The sequence below is a fragment of the Paraburkholderia aromaticivorans genome, assembly GCF_012689525.1.
In the GTDB taxonomy this organism is placed as follows: domain Bacteria; phylum Pseudomonadota; class Gammaproteobacteria; order Burkholderiales; family Burkholderiaceae; genus Paraburkholderia; species Paraburkholderia aromaticivorans_A.
The window spans coordinates 3,576,114-3,594,405 of sequence record NZ_CP051516.1; the positions used below are offsets into that span (position 1 = coordinate 3,576,114).

The 18,292-nt window shown below is 64.2% G+C and carries 15 protein-coding genes; 2 read left to right on the top strand and 13 right to left on the bottom strand.

Features of this window, described 5'->3' with window-relative positions:
• From HF916_RS44275 to HF916_RS44335, 13 genes are all read right to left on the bottom strand, one after another.
• Window positions 1-1,182 (bottom strand): beta-ketoacyl-[acyl-carrier-protein] synthase family protein, encoded by a 1,182-nt coding sequence (locus tag HF916_RS44275; RefSeq protein WP_168794932.1) that lies wholly within the window; start codon window positions 1,180-1,182, stop codon window positions 1-3.
• Window positions 1,179-3,596, bottom strand: coding sequence for an MMPL family transporter (locus HF916_RS44280; protein ID WP_168794933.1), 2,418 nt, complete (start codon window positions 3,594-3,596; stop codon window positions 1,179-1,181). The genes HF916_RS44275 and HF916_RS44280 overlap by 4 nt, the downstream gene beginning before the upstream one ends.
• A complete protein-coding gene (locus tag HF916_RS44285; protein WP_168794934.1) occupies window positions 3,596-4,285 on the bottom strand; it encodes a LolA family protein in 690 nt (229 codons plus the stop codon). The genes HF916_RS44280 and HF916_RS44285 overlap by 1 nt, the downstream gene beginning before the upstream one ends.
• Window positions 4,273-4,704: an acyl-CoA thioesterase gene (locus HF916_RS44290; protein WP_168794935.1), complete on the bottom strand. Its 432-nt coding sequence runs from the start codon at window positions 4,702-4,704 to the stop codon at window positions 4,273-4,275. Before HF916_RS44290 ends, HF916_RS44285 begins: the two co-directional genes overlap by 13 nt.
• The gene (locus HF916_RS44295; protein WP_168794936.1) at window positions 4,701-6,296 is read right to left on the bottom strand and encodes an HAL/PAL/TAL family ammonia-lyase; all 1,596 of its coding nucleotides are present in this window, start codon (window positions 6,294-6,296) and stop codon (window positions 4,701-4,703) included. Before HF916_RS44295 ends, HF916_RS44290 begins: the two co-directional genes overlap by 4 nt.
• The gene (locus HF916_RS44300) at window positions 6,283-8,007 is read right to left on the bottom strand and encodes a glycosyltransferase family 2 protein (RefSeq protein ID WP_168794937.1); all 1,725 of its coding nucleotides are present in this window, start codon (window positions 8,005-8,007) and stop codon (window positions 6,283-6,285) included. Before HF916_RS44300 ends, HF916_RS44295 begins: the two co-directional genes overlap by 14 nt.
• Window positions 8,007-9,725 (bottom strand): AMP-binding protein, encoded by a 1,719-nt coding sequence (locus tag HF916_RS44305; protein WP_168794938.1) that lies wholly within the window; start codon window positions 9,723-9,725, stop codon window positions 8,007-8,009. Before HF916_RS44305 ends, HF916_RS44300 begins: the two co-directional genes overlap by 1 nt.
• Window positions 9,722-10,384: a hypothetical protein gene (locus HF916_RS44310; protein ID WP_168794939.1), complete on the bottom strand. Its 663-nt coding sequence runs from the start codon at window positions 10,382-10,384 to the stop codon at window positions 9,722-9,724. Before HF916_RS44310 ends, HF916_RS44305 begins: the two co-directional genes overlap by 4 nt.
• Window positions 10,384-10,635: an acyl carrier protein gene (locus tag HF916_RS44315; RefSeq protein ID WP_007180827.1), complete on the bottom strand. Its 252-nt coding sequence runs from the start codon at window positions 10,633-10,635 to the stop codon at window positions 10,384-10,386. Before HF916_RS44315 ends, HF916_RS44310 begins: the two co-directional genes overlap by 1 nt.
• 3 nt (window positions 10,636-10,638) lie before the next feature.
• Window positions 10,639-10,938: a phosphopantetheine-binding protein gene (locus HF916_RS44320; protein WP_168794940.1), complete on the bottom strand. Its 300-nt coding sequence runs from the start codon at window positions 10,936-10,938 to the stop codon at window positions 10,639-10,641.
• A complete protein-coding gene (locus HF916_RS44325; protein WP_168794941.1) occupies window positions 10,913-11,707 on the bottom strand; it encodes a lysophospholipid acyltransferase family protein in 795 nt (264 codons plus the stop codon). The genes HF916_RS44320 and HF916_RS44325 overlap by 26 nt, the downstream gene beginning before the upstream one ends.
• Window positions 11,691-12,446: a beta-ketoacyl synthase chain length factor gene (locus HF916_RS44330; protein ID WP_168794942.1), complete on the bottom strand. Its 756-nt coding sequence runs from the start codon at window positions 12,444-12,446 to the stop codon at window positions 11,691-11,693. The genes HF916_RS44325 and HF916_RS44330 overlap by 17 nt, the downstream gene beginning before the upstream one ends.
• 691 nt (window positions 12,447-13,137) lie before the next feature.
• Complete coding sequence (locus HF916_RS44335) at window positions 13,138-13,836, bottom strand: DUF4136 domain-containing protein (protein ID WP_168794943.1); 699 nt, start codon at window positions 13,834-13,836, stop codon at window positions 13,138-13,140.
• Window positions 13,837-14,063: 227 nt separating this feature from the next.
• On the opposite strand from HF916_RS44335, the gene pepN reads away from it, so the two are divergent.
• On the top strand, window positions 14,064-16,760 hold the full coding sequence (gene pepN, locus HF916_RS44340; protein ID WP_168794944.1) for an aminopeptidase N: 2,697 nt from the start codon (window positions 14,064-14,066) through the stop codon (window positions 16,758-16,760).
• Between the two features lie 94 nt (window positions 16,761-16,854).
• Window positions 16,855-18,218, top strand: a protein-coding gene (locus tag HF916_RS44345; protein ID WP_168789116.1) for an IS3 family transposase whose coding sequence is annotated in 2 segments (ribosomal slippage) — window positions 16,855-17,317 and window positions 17,317-18,218 — 1,365 coding nt in all. Because the reading frame shifts where the segments join, the coding sequence is not laid out codon by codon here.
• Window positions 18,219-18,292 lie beyond the last annotated feature (74 nt).

An 18,292-nucleotide genomic window follows, 5' to 3' on the forward strand; every position in this document is an offset into this window, starting at 1 on the left:
TCATCGGGCAAGGACAAGGCTGACGTTGCTGCCGCCGAAAGCAAATGAGTTGCTCATCGCGTATTGCGCGACGCCTCGTGGCATGAAGCGTTCGCCAACGACCAGGTCTAGCGCAGGCAGCGCGGGATCAGCTTCGCCGTCCCACAGATGACGCGGCAGCGATACGTTGTCATGCGCCAGCGTCAACCATGTGAAGGCGAGTTCGGTGGCGCCCGCTGCGCCGAGTTGGTGGCCGGTCAAGGGCTTGGTGCCACTCGTTGCTACGCCCTGCGGAAATACGCGCGACATCAAACCCGCTTCCATCTCGTCGTTCTTGCGCGTGGCGGTGGCGTGCAGATTCACATAGCCGATCGCCGACGACTCGACGCCCGCATCGGCGAGCGCCGCGCGCAGCGCGAGTTCGCCGCCCACGCCCCGCGGGTCCGGCGACGAAATGTGATGCGCGTCACTCGATTCGCCGACGCCCGCGAGCCGCACCGCCGCTTCGTCGCGGCTCATGAGGAACACGGCTGCGCCTTCACCGACGTTGATCCCGCAACGGTTGCGGCTCATCGGATTACTGCGCACGTTGCTGGTCGATTCAAGCGATGCGAAACCCTGCACCGTCAACTCGCACAGTGAATCGACACCGCCCACCACGACGGCGTCGCACAGTTGCAATTGCAGCAACCGGCGCGCGGACGCAAAAGCCTTCGCGCTCGACGTGCACGCGGTCGAGATGGTGAACGCGGGACCATGCAGACCGAGCACAGCGGCGGCGAACGGCGCGGCGGTGCCGATTTCCATTTGCCGGTAGTTGAAGTTCGCGGGCAGATCGCCCGCTTGCGCCTGATAGACGAACGCGGCTTCGGCGGCCTCGATACCTGACGTGCTGGTGCCGAGCACCACGCCGATGCGATGCGCGCCGAAGCGCTCGCGCGCCGCGTCTACGGCGGGCGCGATCTGCGTCAGCGCGGCGAGCAGCAAGCGGTTATTGCGGCAGTCGTAACGGGCGAGTTCGGTGGGCGGCGCCAGTTCCAGCGACGCGAGTACGCTGCCGACGAACGCCTCGCCGATTCCTGTATGCGCGTTCGCCATACCCGGCGAACGACCGGCGGCGAGCGCCGGGACAATGCTCTCGAGGTCGCCGCCGAGCGCGTTGATCATGCCTAGCGCGTGCAAATAAACTGATGGCGCTTTCATGCGGCCCTCCTTGATTCCGATGGCATGCCGATCGGCGCGAGCAGCACCGAGACCGCGATGCCGAGCGCGAGCGTCGCGCCGAAACTCTTCAGCGCGGGCATCGCGCTCATGCCGAGCATGCCGAACGACAACAGCGTGGTGGCCGCCGACAACAGCACGCCCGTCCACACCGCGCCGAGATCCGCGTCCGCGCGCAGGCAGCCTTCGCGCAGGAATACGGCATAGTTTGCGCCCACGCCGAGCACGAGCATCAGCGCGAGCCAGTTGAACAGATTGAGCGGCACGTGAATGTAGCCGAATACGGCGAGCGTGACGCCCACCGCGAGCAGCACAGGCAAGGTCACGGCGATGCCGCCGCGCACTTTGTACCGCAGCATCAACAGAATGAGCACGAGCGTCAGCGCGCCGCCAAGCCACCAGCCGCTATCCACGCGATACGCGCCGAACAGTTTCGACACGCTGGCGGCCTTGTCGACGAACACGACGCCGGGCAAGCCCTGCGCGGTCGCGATCAACGCGGGTTCGTTCTGCGGCGTCACGCCCTGCGGAATGACGACCGCCGCATAGGCTTTCGTCGACGAATCGACTTCGCCGAGCCAGAGGTGTTTGTACGGTTGCGACCACGGCGTCGCGAGCCACGTATCGATTGTCAGCGGCGCTTGTGGTTTCGCGCACGCGGCGAGCCAGGCGTCCGCGACTTCGTCCTTGAAACCAGCTTGCAGCAGCGTGGCGCGCAACGCGGCGGGATCATTGAACACGTGTTGCGCGAGCAACGCGCGGTCTTCATTCTGCTGTTTCGCGGACGGCACCAATTGCGCGACCGACTGATAGCTGCCGACCTTGTTCGCGGTGCCGTTCAACGCATCCAGTTTCGTGCCCAACGCTTCCGCGCGTTGCAGCACGACCTCGGGCGTCTCGCCGCGCACGACGAAAAACTGCGCGCTATTATCCACGCCGACCGCCGCGCGCACCTTGTCCTCTTGCACGACAAGCGCCGGATCGCGCTGGATCAACAAATGGATGTCGTCGTCGCTGGTCAGACGCAGCCAGCCGGGAATCGCTAGCAACAGCAACAGCGCCGCCACGAACCACGCCCGCTTGCCGCCGATCGTGCGATGCCACACCGCCAACACGCGCGCCGCGGCTGCAAACACGCGCTTGGGGCTGCGTTTGGGCGCGCGCGTGAGCAGCGCGGGCAGCAGCCACAGCACGGAGGCGAACGCCGTCGTAATGCCGGCAATCGCGAAGCACGCGATCTGCTTGAGCGCGGGAAATGGCACCCACGTGAGAATCGCGTAGCCGAGCAGGCTCGTCGCGAGCGCCACGCTCAATGCGGGACGCACGGCGCGCGCACCACGCCGCGCATCCCAATCGCGTTGCGCGCCGAGATACACCACGAAGTACTGAATCGAATAGTCGACGGCCTCGCCGATCAGGCTGGCGCCGAACACGAGCGTCAACAGATGCAGCTTGCCGAATATCAGCATCGTCACCGCCAGCGCGCAGACAATGCCGAGCGCGGTCGACACGAAGCCGAGCAACAAGAGACGCGGCGAACGGAACACCCACATCATCAGCAACGCGATGCCGCACAGCGACGCGACGCCGATCAGATGCACTTCATGTTCCGATGCGCTGCGTGCCGATTCCGCGTAGAACACGGCACCGGTTCGCGCCACGGAGACATCCGGGAACGACTGCTTTAACGCGCTTTCGCCTTGAGCGAGCGCCGCGAGCACGGCGTGCTGCGTTTTGGTTTCGTAGGCGGAGCCCGGCAGCGTCGCGACGATCAGCACGCTTGTCGCCGCACCGCGATGCGCCACCAGCATGTTGTCTTCGAGTTCGAGATTCGACGTGGCGAGCGGCAGGCCGCCGAGCCAGTGTTCGAGCCAGCCGAACGGATCGTCGGCGAGCGGCGTGGTAAGTCCGCCGCGCAATGGGCTGTAGATGCGCCGGGCGAGCGCGTCGTGCAGCGTCGTATTGACCGCGCCGCCTGCGCCGCCCGCGAGCGCCGCGCGGTCCGCCGGCGCCAGCAAGCCGAAGCGATACGGCATGTACAACGCCGCGATCTGCGACAGATCGAACGGCGGCAATTCCGCCGTCACCGAACCGAACGCGCCGCTCTTTTGCAACGACGCGCCGAGTTGCTTCGCCGCGGCTTTCGCGTGGGCGTCGTCGTTACTGGTGACGAGAAAAACGGTGCGGTCGCCGAGCGCGCTCGCCAGCGTGTCGACCGCCTTTTCGGCGACCGGGTCGGCCTCGGTCGCCGGCAACAGCGCGAGCAGGTTGGTTTGCAGCGGCGACGGTCCTGCGAACCGCCAGCCGCAATAGAGCGCCGCAACGAGCGCGAGCAGCAGCCACGCGGCGCGCATGCCCCACGCCTGTTTCGCGGATCGCTGTTGCAGCATGTCCATTACGGCGCCCCGAGCAAACCGCGTTCAGCCGCGGTGAGTTCGGTCACGGCTACGCTCTTCGTGAACTCGAGTTGGGTGATGTCGCCGTTCGCTAGCGTGATGCGCAAGCGCTGCAAAAAGTCGCCGCCGTTCATCTCCAGACCTTTGATCGACTGCGCGATCTGCGGCTGGTTCGGCGTAAGTTGCATGCGCCATTGCGCGGCGCTGCCTTCGGCTTGTACGTCGAATTGCGAGTACAGCGCCGACAGGTCGCCGCCGAGCATCGCGCGCATCATCTTCGAGACTTGCGCGACGCCGCGCGTGCCCTGCGCGCTGTGAGCCGTGACGCGTTGACCGTTGGCGTCGACTTCGGCGACGCCGGCATCGGTGATCACGTAGGTGGCTTTGTATGGCGTGTCGGTCTGCCAGATCACGCCACGTTCGCGGAAGAACAGCAACGAGCCGGTGCTGACGAGCGGCTGCTTCATCGCCGCGAGCGTCTGCGTCTGCGTGAATTGCGCGCGCACGCCCTTGGCTTGCGCGAGATGCGCGGCGATCTGCGAGACGAGCGCGGGATTGCCGGGCTCGGCTTCTTTCGTCGATGTGGCCGACGCGGCCGATGCGGGCTCCGTCCATACGACTGTCGCGGCGAGCACGCTCAGCGCGCTCAATGCCCCCGCGATCACAGCGCGCAAATTCATCGTGCCCATACGCGCTCCAGCTTCTCGAACACGACCGGCGGCGAGACGAACTGCAACTCCTGAGTGGCGGCATCGACCGCGACCTGGATCGTATAACCCTTGGTCAGCCGCGCACCGGTCGCGCAATCGACGATTTCATAGCCTATTTTCAGGCGGTTTTCGTGTTCGAGCAGTTGTGTGCGCACTTCGATCTGCTGACCGTAGGTCGCCGGCTTCACGTACTTAAGATGCGCTTCCACGATCGGCCACAGATAACCCGAAGCCTGCATCTCACGATAGTCGTAGTCGAAAGCGCGCAACAGCGCCGCGCGGCCGATCTCGAAGTACTTCAGATAATGGCCGTGCCAGCACACGTTCATCGCATCGACGTCGTGGAACGGCACTTCCACTATCGCACTCGCGGCCAGCACTTTGCGGGAACCGGTCATGCGCTCGATCCTCCGCGATAGTCGTGCACCAGGCCGCACGCGGCAATGCGCGCGGTCAGTGCGCGCAACTCGTGTTCGAGCGCGCGGTCTTCGTCGACGAACGGCGACTGCGCGCCCACGCTGTCGATGAACGCCTGCAGCGGCGCCGGCACCGGCGTCGCGCTGTCGATCTTCAAGCGCAAACGCGCGGCCTGCACCGTCGCGAGCGTATGCGCGGCGGCGACCTGCTCGGTCAACTCCAGCACGCGCAAACAGTCGCGCGCGGCGATCGTGCCCATGCTGACCTTGTCCTGATTGTGCGCCTCGGTGGAGCGCGAAAAGACGCTCGCGGGCATCGTGTTCTTCAAGGCCTCAGCAGTCCATGCGGACGACGAAATCTGCACCGCCTTGAAACCGTGATTGATTGCGGCACGCGCGGGCGCCGCGCCCGACAGATTGCGCGGCAGGCCGTTGTTGAAATTCACGTCGACCAGCAGCGCGAGTTGCCGGTCCATCAGATCGGCGAGATTGGCGACCGCGACCTTCAGCGAGTCCATCGCGAACGCGATATGGCCGCCGTAGAAGTTGCCGCCGTGCAGCACGCGCTCGTTATCCGGATCGATCAACGGATTGTCGTTCGCGCTGTTCAGTTCGTTCTCGACATCGCGGCGCACCCACGAAAGCGCATCGCGCGCCACGCCGATCACGTGCGGCGCGCAGCGAATCGAATAGCGGTCTTGCAGACGGTGACCCGGCGTATCGTCGCGCCCGGACAGATCATCCCGAATCCATGCCGCCGCTTCCGCCTGGCCGGCGTGCGGCTTCACTTCGAAGAGCATCGCGTCGAAGTGCGCGGCGCGGCCGTCGAGCGCCACGGTGGACAGCGCCGTCAGGCGCGCGGTGAGCCGCGTCAAATGATCGGCGCGCGCAAACGCGAGACAGGCGAGGCCCGTCATCACTGCCGTGCCGTTCATCAACGCGAGCCCTTCTTTCGGAGCGAGCGTGAGCGGCGCGTGGCCGAGTTCGGCCCACACTTCGCGCACGTCGCGCAGTTGTCCTTCGAATATCACGTCGCGTTCGCCCGCGAGCGCGGCGGCCACATACGAGAGCGGCGTGAGATCGCCGCTCGCGCCGACCGAGCCTTCCGACGGAATGCGCGGCAGCACACGATGATTGACCAGATCGGCCAGACGTTCGAGCAACACGGGACGCACGCCGGAAAAACCATAAGCGAGCGAGTTGAGCCGCGCGGCGATCACCGCGAGCGTCTGCGCGTCGTCGAGATACTGGCCCATGCCGCAACCGTGATAGCGCGTGAGTTGCAGCGGCAAGGCTTCGACCAGTTCCATCGGCACATCGACCACGCAGGCGTCGCCGTAACCGGTGTTGACGCCGTACACGGTCGCGCCCGCGGCCAGATGGCGGCGCAGGAAATCCGCGCCGCGCTGGATGCGCGCGCGCCACGCCGGATCGGCACTCAAGGCGACCGGCGCGCGATGGTGCGCAATCGCGACGACCTCTTCGATCGTCAGTTTGCGGCCACCGATCACGACTGCCGCGTTGTTCGCATTCGCGCCCGCATTCGGCACATCGATCAGATCATGTTCGGCCATTCGCGCCTCGCTTGGGGCTGGCCCAGAAATCGAAGAAATTGAACCATTGGTAAGGTGCCTTGCGGCAATAGTGTTCGAGACGCACGGCATAGCGCTGCGCCCACGCGGCGAGATGCTGCGCGCGTTCGCGGCGCGGCAGTTCGATGCGCTCGGCGAACGGTTCGAAATACAGGCGGTAGCCGTCGCGCTCTTTCAGGCAGAAGAACAGGTAGACCGGGCAGCCCAGCGCGTGCGCGAGCACGTACGGGCCTTGCGCGAACGGCGCGCTCGAACCGAGAAATTGCGCTTCGGTCGTGCGGCCCGCTTCATGCGCGGGCACGCGGTCGCCGACGATCACCAGCAGCTCGCCGGCATCGACGCGCTCCTGCATCATCATCGCGGTCTCGGGACCGAAGTCGCTGACTTCGAGCAGATGCTTCGCGAACTCGCTATTGGCCGAGGCCAGCACGCTATTGAAGCGGCGCGCGTGTTCCGTATAGACGACCGCCGTGACCTTCGCATAAGCACCCTGCGCGGCAAGCGCGCGGGTCATCTCAAGATTGCCGAGATGTGCGCCGATCACGAGCGCGCCCTTGCCGCTCGCCACCAACGCTTCGAATGCCGAAGGATCTTCGAATTTGACGTCGGCGTTGTTCACGCGGCCGGACCACGCAGCGAGCTTGTCGAAGCCCGATTGCGCGAACGCCAGCATATGGCGGTACGCGGACAGCCAGCCCGGACGCGGCGTGTCGCCATGCGGCGCAGCCTCGCCGAGATGCTTGAAGTAGTTGCTGGAGGCCTCGCGCGCGGCGCGGCCCGTCAGCAGAAAATACGCGACGATCGGATGCAGCCACAGCGCGGTAAAGCGCCGGCCGAACAGCTTGCAACTGAGCGCGAGCAGCGACATGCCCAGATGGCTGCCGCGTTCGGCGATACGCCACCAGTCCTGTTCGTTCTCTTTGCCCTGCCCGTCTGCAAGTGCAGAGCGGCGAGGCATCACCTTGTGCGCGAGCAGCATCGGCAGACGCCAGAGCATGCCGAACACGAGCCGCGTATGACTGCGGCTGATGCGTACGTTGTCCCACAGCACGTCGAAATGCGAGACGCCGTCGCTCGCATAGGTGACGCGTGTCGGAATCGAGCGGAATGCCGCGCGCCGCCAATACAGACGCACGAGAATCTCGATGTCGAAGTCCATGCGCGTCGGTAGTCGCACGCTGTCGATCAGATTGCAGGTGAGCGCCAGCGGATAGAGGCGAAAGCCGCACATCGAGTCGCGGATCGTCAGCGACAACGTTTCGATCCACACCCACACATGCGTCAGATAACGGCCGTAGAGACGCGCTTTCGGCACGCTCTCGTCGTAGATTGGACGGCCGAGAATCACGGCGCCCGGTTCGGCGCGCGCCGCTTCGATGAAACGCGGCACGTCGGTGGCGTCGTGCTGGCCGTCGGCGTCGATCTGCAACGCGTGCGTGTAGCGCGCCTTGCGCGCGGCGCGCAATCCCGCCATCATCGCCGCGCCTTTACCGCCGTTGACCGGCAGGCGCAGCAGCGTGAGCTGCCCCGCGTACTTTTGCGCGAGCGTGGCGAGCACCTGCTGGGTGGCCTGGTCGCTGCCATCGTCGACGACGAAAAACGGCAGGCCGTGAACCGCCAGATGCGCGACGGTCGCGCCGATCGCGTCCTTATGGTTGTAGATCGGAATGACGATGCATGGGGAGAAGGTCATCACGCGGCCTCTCCGTAGACGATCACCCCTGACGCGCATTCGCGGCCGTTCACGCGGTAGGCGAACTGCACGCGCCGGCGCGTCGCGTCGTGCGCGAGCGTGAGCTTGAGCACCGCGCCCGGCGATACCGGCGCCATGAATTTCAGACGATCGATCGACGCCACCGCGCGCACGGCCGGCACGTGCTCGGCGGCCAGACGCATCGCCCAATCGACCTGAACGACGCCGGGCAGAATCGGCAGGCCGGGAAAGTGGCCGGCGAAATGCACGAGCGTGGGCGGCACGCGCAACTCGTAGTGCAGCGTGTCGCCGCTGCGCGCTTCGGCCAGCACTTCCATGCCTTCGCTACGCGGTTCAAACGCGGCCGCCACGGCGGCGACCGGCAGTTTGCCGCGCGCGTCGAACGGCAACGTGACGCGAAAACGCCAATGGCGCGGCAGCACGACGACGTCGAAATATTCGGCGAGATGCCGGCGCAGGACTTTCGCGAGCGCCACGCGGCCTTCGTCGCGCAAAGCCGCGCCGCCCGCTTCGGTCAGCGCCACGACGGCGCCGACGCGCTCGCGCGAGGCGCCTTCCAGCGGCACCAGCGCTGCTTGCGCCACATACGGATGCAGCGCGAGGCGCGCTTCCAGTTCCGGCAGCGAAACGCGTTTGCCGTCGAGCTTGAGCACGCGGTCGAGCCGGCCTTGCAGGCGGAAACGGCCTTCGGCGTCGAAGGCGATCTTGTCGTCGGTACGATGCCAGCCGGCGTGATCGAGATGCGGCGAGCGGACGTTCAACGCGCCGTCGTCGTCGCGGCGCACTTCGATGCCGGACACTGGTTGCCAGGCGTCGGTCTGATCCTGGCGCCGCCACGCGATGCCGCCGGTTTCCGTGCTACCGTAAATTTCGAGCGGCGCGGCGCCATAGGCAGCGGCGTATTCCTGCGCGGCTTCGAGCGCGAGCGGGCCGCCCGATGAAAAGAACGCGCGCGGCGCCGGCGTCAAGTCCGCGAAGCCGGGCAACGCGGGCCAGCGCGACAGTTGCGCGGGCGTCGAAACGATCACCGCCGCGCCGCATTGGTCGATCTGCGTTTGCAGATGCAACGGCTCAATGCTCACCGCGCGATCGAATGCGCGGCCCGCTGCGAGCGGCCACAGCACGCGAAACAGCAAGCCGTAGATGTGGTGATGCGGCACGCTCGCGAGCATCGTCGCGTCGCCGATTAGCGCGCCCCACTGCTTTTCGAGCGTGTGCACTTCGGCGTTGAATTGCGCGAGCGTCTTGCGAATCGGCTTGGGACGACCGCTGCTGCCTGAGGTGTAGAGCGTGAGCGGGGCTTGGGGGTCGATCGGGTAAGCGGTGTGGGGCGTGTGCGCTGAGGCTGCGTTGGCGTTGCCCTCGGCGGCAAACGCAAACGGCGGCAAATCCGCGTCGGTCAGTACCACTTCGTACGCATCGGCGAGATCGGCGAGATAACCCGGCGTCGAGTTGGCCGGAATCACCGGCTCCTTGCCGCACGCGAACAGTGCAAAGAGCGCACAGGCGAAATCGAACGGATCGTCGATGCATAACGCGTAGCGTTGCGCATCCTGCATTTGCACGAGCGCGATCAGCGCGGCGACGCGCGCGCGAAACGCCGCGCGATCGAGCAGCGTGGCGCCGTCCCGGCATACCGGTGCTGGCGCCGCGGCAGTCTCATCGGCCACCGACAGCAGATCATGCAACGCGATCATGCCGCCTCCGAACGCGCGGCGCGCGGCAGCACGACCAGATAACGCCAGATGACCTCGGCCACGAGCAGCACGCCGATCAGCACATAGGCGATCGCGCCGTTGTAGAGCGACCAGCTCGCCCGGCTCCAGTACAACGCCGTATAAGCGGAAAACACGCCGTTCAGCGCGAAGAATGCACACCACACCTGGGTCACGCGCAGCGTATGGCGCACCGCGCCCGGCGGCAGATTCGGATTGCCGAGGCGCGCGAATTTTTCGATCATCGACGGCCCGTGCACGAGCGTCGCCCCGAACGCGATCAACAAGCCCAGATTGACGAGCGACGGGTAAAGACGCAGCAGCAGCTCGCTATTGGTCAATACGATCGCCGCCGACGCGCAGCTCAGCAAACCGACCACGGTCCAGTCGATCGTGGAGAGCCGCCGCAGCGAGGTCGCAACCGGCCCGCTGCCGGCCCAGCGCTGCAGCCACAGAATCGCAAACAGCATGCAGCCGACGTAGCGCGGCGTGTCCCATTTCCACGCGCACAGAATCAGCGCGGGATACGCGAGCTTCAACAGCACCTGCACGACGGTTTTGCCCAGGTGGCGCTCAGTGCCGGGCGAGGCATCGGCGGCCCGATCCGCCGCTGCTTGCGTTCGCGAGCGCACGGCGGGCATCAGCCTTGTGCCGCCAGCAGCGATTCGACCGCACCGATCACGTCGCCGACGGTGCGCACCGACTTGAACTCTTCGGGCTTGATGCGGCGCCCGGTCATTTCCTGCAGTTTGATCGCGAGGTCGACGGCGTCGATGCTGTCGAGATCGAGGTCTTCGAACAGATGCGCCTCGGGCGTGACACGCTCGGGCTCGATCGCGAAGTTCTCTTTGAAGATGGCGCGGATGCGCTCCAGAATCTCTGCCTCGGACACGATTTACTCCCCTTTGCTGGTTGTTTCGTTCACAGCGTGCACCGCTTCGCGCTGGCTCGCCACCAGCGCCGCCAGCGTGCTGATCGAGCGGAAGTGTTCGCGCGTGCGCTCGTCGTTCGCTGCGATGGTCAGTTGGTATTGTTTGCGCAACACGATGCCGATTTCGAGCGCATCGATCGAATCGAGACCGATGCCGTCGGTATCGAACAACGGTGCATCGTCGTCGATATCGGCCGGGCTCAGGTCTTCCAGATCGAGAGCTTCGATCAGAAGCTGTTTAATTTCCAGTTTTAAAGAATCCATAATCGAACAGGTGCTGAGTAATGTGAGCTTCGACGGCGCTCGTCACGCTGCGCGCCGCGAGAGCCGGTGGAGTGTCATGGGCCGCGAGCCGGTCGACGCCGAGCGGCTCCAGCACGTTCACGCGCATTCTGAACGCGCGCGCCGGCACGTCGTACCAGCGCATCTGCTTGGTGAATGCGGGCGGGTCGCAATCCATCAACACTGGAACGATCGGCGCGCCGACCTTCAGCGCCATGTGCGCGAAACCGCGCGAAAACGCGTGCAGCCGGTTCGGCGCCGGGCTGCGCGTGCCTTCCGGAAAAATGATCATGGTATAGCCTGCGGCCAGTTGCTTCGCGCCGGCCTCGACGAGTTCGGCGGGATCGGCGTTGCTGACGTATTCCGCCGAGCGCACGATGCCCCAGAAACACGGGTTGCTCCAGTGCGCGTTCTTCACGACGCAGCAGGCATGCGGCGTGAGCGACAGCAGCACCATCACGTCGAGATAGGTCGGGTGATTCGCGACCACGATCGCCGGGCCGCCCGCGCGCAAGGCCTGCACGCCCGACACCTCCAGTTCCATCACGCCGATGCGTTGCAACACCGCGACCAACGCGCGGAAAAACCAGTGAATCACGCTCGTCACCGCGAATTGGCGCGAGGCGCGGTGCGGCCACACCCAGGCAAGCGGAAACACCACCACGGAAAACAGGACGCCGCACACGCCGAAGACCACGAAAGCCATGCCGGTCGCGCAGAATCGCCAGACGTAATCAAGCCGCGCGATCATGCCAACTCCAATGCCAGGTGGCGCCGGCCTTTTGCCAGGCGGTGGGCAGGCCGGTTTCCAGACAGTGCTGCAGCGCCTGACTCTGGGTCGCGAAGAGGGTTTCCGGGGCGGCATTCCCTGTCTCGCCTGTCTCTCCTGTCTCGCCTGCGCGAGTTTCGTTCACTGGCGCGGAGTCTGACTGGTCTGCGCGCGACACCGTGCACTCCAGCTCGCCCGTCGCCGTTTCGCTATCGAGCAGGATCGCGATCGCGCCGCCCTGCACTTCGTCTTCGATCGTGCCATATGCCGGATCGGCCGGTTCGTCGGCGTATATCAGCAGCATCGGCGAATCCGGCTGCGTGGCGTATTGCGCATGCGCTTCCAGAAGCGCATAACCCAGCGTTTCCGCGCCGGCTGAGATCGCGCTCGCCGCGGAGCGGTCGCCGCGCGCAATGCCGAATACGCCGGTCATGGCGTTGAGCACTGAGAGGCTGAAGGCAGTCGGCGAAACCGGCTCGCCCGCGCTGATGGCGCGCAAGATATCGGTCGTGCGCCGCAATTCACCGTGGCGCGACGCGAACACGACCCGCACTGCGTCCTTGGCGACACAATCGTGCGCGACCTTCAGCGCCAATCTGGACAGAGTGCTCAGACGACGCCGCACGATCGGCTCGATGAAGCCGATATCAGGTGCGGCAGATGCGGCAGCAGGCCAGCTAGACCAGCGAGCGACCGGAATGGTCCAGTGCAGATCGGGCATATCGGTGTTCGCGCGTAGAAGCGAGGAGAGGCTGAAGTGCCTGACGGAATACGGCACCGTCACAGCGTGTACGCGCCGCGCGGACCGGCAATCTCCAGCCGGGGTCAATCCAATCTTCTTATATAGGGTCCAGCGGATTAACGGCACTTGGCCCCGATTATTTAGGCGCCTTTGTCAATTCATCTGAAGGATTGTCGTATGCGACCTATGGTCGCCGGAATCATACTGAATATTCTCGGATAAATCAGCTTCAAAAGACGTATCCATCTGTATCCGTATCTCTCATGCGACGCCCGGTTGAAAAGCAATGGCACGGGTCTCCGGCGCTGTTTTCCGCCTTGCGAATGGACTCTCTGCCCATCAGCAGCGCGGCTTGCCGCCGATCCGGACGCGGAAATATTCCGCCGAAATGCAGCAATACTTTCAACTTACTTTCTTAAAAAGTGTTTCAGATTCGAAGGCGCTTGCGTTGTCAGCCGCCTTCATTCTGAAATGCGCGACGCACGGCCAAACTCGGGTCTGCCGTTTATGAGATGCAAATTGGCGTGCGCGGATGCCGGAATCCGGTATCGGGCGCGGAGGTTCGCACTTTCTCCGGCGCAGAAAAGCAGAACGGCCCGGCAGGGTGACCTGTCGGGCCGTTTGCTTGCCGCTGACGTCGCGTTTCGATGCGCCGCCGGCCAGGTACTATTTACTGAACGACTTTCGTTCCGGACGCCGGCACCGGCGCGGCAGCCGGCGCCGTACCGGTCGCCAACATTTCGTTCGATGGCCCGCCACTCTTGTCGACCGGAATCTTCACCGTATGAACCACGCCGTTGCCGAGCGGGAAATCGGCCAGCGCGCTACGCGCCAGATACGGCATGGCCCGGACCAGCGACGACTCGTCGCCCGTATTGCGCGCCGTCACGTTGTAGACCTCCTTGCCGCTCGCCCGCTCGGTAATCCGTACGCCCAGCAGGTGCGTGAAGATCGGATAGGTCTGGTTCACGTAAGTGGTGGGGAACGCGCCCCACGGCCCCCACGGATCTAACGGCCGGCCCCAGTACGGCGCCGGCCACGGGTTGTAATACACCGGCTCGGCGACCGTCACCATGTCCGAACGAATCCCGTATGAGAGACCGACCAGATAGCGCGCCTGCGCGCTGTCAACCTGGCGGAAAGAATGCGTGGCGAGTTCGTTAGCGACGAAGCGCTCATAAGTGCTGAGTTCGAGATTGCTCTGCTGGTCCGCCGGCCGCGTGAACGCAAAGGTACGCGTGGCGTCGTTGCCGCTCCAGTCGGAGAAGGCCGTGACCTGGGTGGTGACGTAGGTCGTGCAGCCGGAAAGCAGCAACGCCATCGCGCCCAGCAGCAGCGTGGCGTGGCGGGTCCATCGATCGATCTTCATGGTCTACCTCGTGAAGCTTCCAAGTTGCCTCTGTATTGTCCGTCAAACCCGGCCTCGTCGACGCACAGGCTTTCCCGCACGCGGGCGCCCGATAATACGCTGACCACGCAACTCGGTAAAAAGTTCGCTCCGCACGATTCGCCGAGGCTTTGTACAATGGCTCGACACGCCCGGCCCGCACGCCAGAAGCGCGCTCGCCGGCTCGAGTTCCAACACTACAGAACGCCATGGCCGATACCGCAACGCCCAATGTGATTCGCCGCGCCGACTACGCGCCGCCCGCCTTCCTGATCGACACCGTCGCACTGGAGTTCGATCTGGTCCCCGAACGCACGGTTGTCCGGAACACGATGCGCGTGCGCCGCAATCCGGAGGCGTCGCGCGCCGCGCACCTGGAGTTGATGGGCGAACAACTGGAGTTCGTCAGCGCGGAGATCGACGGGCAGCCGTTCGCCCATGCCCACGCGCACGAACACGGCTTGCTGCTCGACAACGTGCCGGATCAGTTCGAACTGACGCTCACGAGCCTCTGCAATCCGGCTGAGAACACCACGCTGTCGGGCCTTTACGTGTCGGGCGGCAACTTCTTCACGCAGTGCGAGGCCGAGGGCTTTCGCCGCATCACTTACTTCCTCGATCGTCCGGACGTGATGGCGACCTTTACGGTCACGTTGCGCGCCAGCAAAGCCGATTATCCGGTGTTGCTGTCGAACGGCAACCTGCTCGAAGAAGGCGATTTGCCGGACGGCCGCCACTTCGCGCGCTGGGAAGATCCGTTCAGAAAGCCGAGCTATCTGTTCGCGCTGGTCGCCGGCAAGCTGGTCGCGCTCGAAGAGCGAGTGAGGAGCGGCTCGGGCAAGGAAAAGCTGTTGCAGGTGTGGGTCGAGCCGCACGATCTGGACAAGACCCGTCACGCCATGGATTCGCTGATCCATTCGATCCGCTGGGACGAGGAACGCTTCGGGCTCGAACTCGATCTGGACCGCTTCATGATCGTCGCGGTGAGCGACTTCAACATGGGCGCGATGGAGAACAAAGGGCTCAACATCTTCAACACGAAGTACGTGCTGGCGAACCCCGAAACGGCAACCGACACCGACTTCGCGAACATCGAGGCCGTGGTCGGCCACGAATATTTCCACAACTGGACCGGCAACCGCGTGACGTGCCGCGACTGGTTCCAGTTGAGCCTGAAAGAAGGCCTGACCGTGTTCCGCGATCAGGAGTTCTCGGCCGACATGGCGGGCGGCGCAACGGACGAAGCCGCGCGCGCCACCAAGCGCATCGAGGACGTGCGCGTGCTGCGCCAGATGCAGTTCGCCGAAGACGCCGGTCCGATGGCGCATCCGGTGCGCCCGGAAAGCTACGTCGAGATCAACAACTTCTACACGATGACCGTCTACGAGAAAGGCTCGGAAGTCGTGCGGATGTATCAGACGCTGTTCGGCCGCGACGGTTTCCGCAAAGGCATGGACCTGTACTTCAAGCGTCATGACGGCCAGGCCGTGACCTGCGACGATTTCCGGCACGCGCTCGCCGACGCGAACGGCCGCGATCTCACGCAGTTCGAGCGCTGGTATAGCCAGGCCGGCACGCCGCGCGTGTCCGTGCGTACGCAATACGACGCCGCGCAGCAACGCTATAGCGTGACGCTCACGCAAGGCTACGGCGAAGGCGCGCCGGCCGCGCGCGAAACGCAAAAGGGCCCGCTGCTGATTCCGTTCGCGATCGGTTTGATCGGCAAGGACGGCCGCGACCTGCCGCTGCAATTGCAAGGCGAAAACACGGCCTCGGCCTTCACCACGCGTGTGCTCGAATTCACGCACACCGAACAGACCTTCACGTTCGTCAACGTGGCGCAGGAGCCGCTGCCCTCGCTGCTGCGCAATTTCTCGGCGCCGGTGATCGTCGAATACGACTACTCGGCGGAACAACTGGCGTTCCTGCTTGCCCACGACAGCGACCCGTTCAACCGCTGGGAAGCCGGCCAACGGCTCGCCACCCGCGAACTGCTCACGCTGGCCGGACGCGCCGCCACCGGCGTGCCGCTGCAACTCGACGACTCCGTGGTGGCCGCGTTTGCCCGCGTGCTGACCGACCAAACGCTCTCGCCTTCATTCCGCGAGCTCGCGTTGATGCTGCCTTCGGAAGCGTATCTCGCCGAACAGATGCCCGAATCGAATCCGGCGGCCGTGCATGCCGCGCGGCAGTTCGTGCGCAAGCGTCTGGCCAACGCGCTCAGGAGCGACTGGCTCAAGGTGTACGAGCAACATCGCACGCCGGGCGCATATGAAGCCACGCCCGAAGCGTCCGGTCATCGCGCGCTGAAGAATCTCGCGCTCTCTTATCTCGTGGAACTGGACGATCCGGCCGAGGCCGTGCGTCTAGCGTCCGCGCAGTACGATGGAGCGAACAACATGACCGACCGCTCGGCGGCGCTCTCCGCGTTGCTCACTGCGTCGGCGGCCAATGGCGGCAGCGCCGAGGCGCAGCAGGCGCTGGACGACTTCTACCGGCGCTTCGAAAAGGAGCCGCTCGTCATCGACAAGTGGTTCGCCTTGCAGGCCACGCAGCGTGGCAGCGCGCAACGTCCGGTGATCGAGATCGTGCGCAAGCTGATGACGCACCCGGCCTTCAACCTGAAGAACCCGAACCGCGCGCGCTCGCTGATTTTCAGCTTCTGCGCGGCGAACCCGGCGCAGTTCCATGCCGAAGACGGCTCGGGCTACGCGTTCTGGGCCGATCAGGTGATCGCGCTCGACGCCATCAATCCGCAAGTGGCCGCCCGCCTCGCCCGCTCGCTGGAATTGTGGCGCCGCTTCACGCCGACGCTGCGCGACGGCATGCGCGCGGCGCTGGAGAAAGTGGCGTCTCAGGTGAAATCGCGCGATGTGCGCGAGATCGTGGAAAAAGCGTTGGCGTGATGCTCGCCTGAGCACACTTGTCGTATCGAAAAGCCGGCACGCGTGAACTGCACCCCAAAAGTTGGACACCAATCCAACCTTTGGGGTGTTTTTCATGGCGAAGTACAGTGAGCAGTTAAAGCTGAAGCTGGTTAAGCAATACCTGGCTGGCGTCGCCGGTGCAGGTGTAATTGCACAGCGGTACGGTGTGGGTCCCTCTGTTTTGCGGCACTGGGTGGCGACTTACGAGCAGCATGGCCGTGATGGATTACGCAAGAAATTCAGTCACTACGACGCGCAGTTCAGGATGTCGGTCCTCACTCATATGTGGCGCAAGGATCTGTCGTGTCGGCAAGTGGCTGTGGTGTTCGACATTCGCAACCCCAGTTGTGTAGGGAAATGGGAACGCCGGTATCATGAGGGCGGTATGGATGCTCTGGCGCCCCGCCCACGAGGGCGCCCCAAAACAATGACCCACCCGACACCCGAACAGCCGACCGGAGAGAGTGCGCCGGATGAGCGCACACGTGAGCAGTTGCTCAAGGAAAACGAGTACCTGCGCGCGGAGGTGGCGTACCTAAAAAAGCTCGATGCCCTGCTTCAGGCGAAGAAGCAGGGCGCGCAAAAGAAAAAGCGCAAATAGTGCAGGAACTGCGGCAGCACCATGCGACGCTGGCCTTGCTCAAGGCTGCGGGTCTGGCGCGCAGCACGTTCTACTATCAGTTGAAGGTGATGGACGGCGTCGACCGGCACAAGGACCTCAAAGCCAGGATCAAGACGGTGTATGAGCGCCACAAGGGCCGTTATGGCTACCGGCGCATCACCCTTGAGATCCGGAAGGCGGGTCAGCTGGTCAACCACAAGACAGTGCAATGTCTGATGGGAAAACTGAACCTGAAATCGCTGGTGCGCGCGAAGAAATACCGCTCATGGCGCGGCGAAGTCGGGCGTATCGCACCGAATCTGCTGAACCGCGAGTTCAGCGCGTCGCAGCCCAATCAGAAATGGGTGACGGACGTGACGGAGTTCAACGTGCTCGGACAGAAACTGTATCTCTCGCCGATCATGGATCTGTATAACAACGAAATCGTGGCTTACCAGATGAACACGCGTCCGGTCTTTGAAATGGTGAACGGCATGCTCAGGAAAGCACTGGCGAAACTGGGAGACGAGGACAGGCCATTGCTGCATTCGGATCAGGGCTGGCAGTACCAGATGCGCGCTTATCGAAGGCTGCTGGATCAACACGGCCTGACGCAGAGTATGTCGCGCAGGGCAAACTGCTACGACAATGCGGCAATGGAAAGCTTCTTCGGCACGCTCAAATCCGAGTTCTTTCTTCTGAACAGGTTCGAGAGTATTGAGGCGTTAAAGGCGGGTATCAGACAGTACATCCGTTACTACAACCACAAACGCATCACGTTGAAACTGAACGGCCTGAGTCCTGTGATGTACAGGACCCAGGCCTGCCGGCCCTAGCCGAAAACTGTCCAACTTTGCGGGGTCAGTTCACGCGTTGCCGGCTTTTTTTCGCCTTGCGTTTGCCGACGCAG

Coding starts and splice junctions, on each gene's coding strand:
- HF916_RS44330 (WP_168794942.1), bottom strand. CDS start 12,446: ATGCCCGATCTGCACTGGACCATTCCGGTCGCTCGCTGGTCTAGCTGG.
- HF916_RS44305 (WP_168794938.1), bottom strand. CDS start 9,725: ATGATCGCGTTGCATGATCTGCTGTCGGTGGCCGATGAGACTGCCGCG.
- HF916_RS44320 (WP_168794940.1), bottom strand. CDS start 10,938: ATGGATTCTTTAAAACTGGAAATTAAACAGCTTCTGATCGAAGCTCTC.
- HF916_RS44285 (WP_168794934.1), bottom strand. CDS start 4,285: ATGGGCACGATGAATTTGCGCGCTGTGATCGCGGGGGCATTGAGCGCG.
- HF916_RS44300 (WP_168794937.1), bottom strand. CDS start 8,007: ATGACCTTCTCCCCATGCATCGTCATTCCGATCTACAACCATAAGGAC.
- HF916_RS44335 (WP_168794943.1), bottom strand. CDS start 13,836: ATGAAGATCGATCGATGGACCCGCCACGCCACGCTGCTGCTGGGCGCG.
- HF916_RS44325 (WP_168794941.1), bottom strand. CDS start 11,707: ATGATCGCGCGGCTTGATTACGTCTGGCGATTCTGCGCGACCGGCATG.
- HF916_RS44290 (WP_168794935.1), bottom strand. CDS start 4,704: ATGACCGGTTCCCGCAAAGTGCTGGCCGCGAGTGCGATAGTGGAAGTG.
- pepN (WP_168794944.1), top strand. CDS start 14,064: ATGGCCGATACCGCAACGCCCAATGTGATTCGCCGCGCCGACTACGCG.
- HF916_RS44275 (WP_168794932.1), bottom strand. CDS start 1,182: ATGAAAGCGCCATCAGTTTATTTGCACGCGCTAGGCATGATCAACGCG.
- HF916_RS44280 (WP_168794933.1), bottom strand. CDS start 3,596: ATGGACATGCTGCAACAGCGATCCGCGAAACAGGCGTGGGGCATGCGC.
- HF916_RS44295 (WP_168794936.1), bottom strand. CDS start 6,296: ATGGCCGAACATGATCTGATCGATGTGCCGAATGCGGGCGCGAATGCG.
- HF916_RS44310 (WP_168794939.1), bottom strand. CDS start 10,384: ATGCCCGCCGTGCGCTCGCGAACGCAAGCAGCGGCGGATCGGGCCGCC.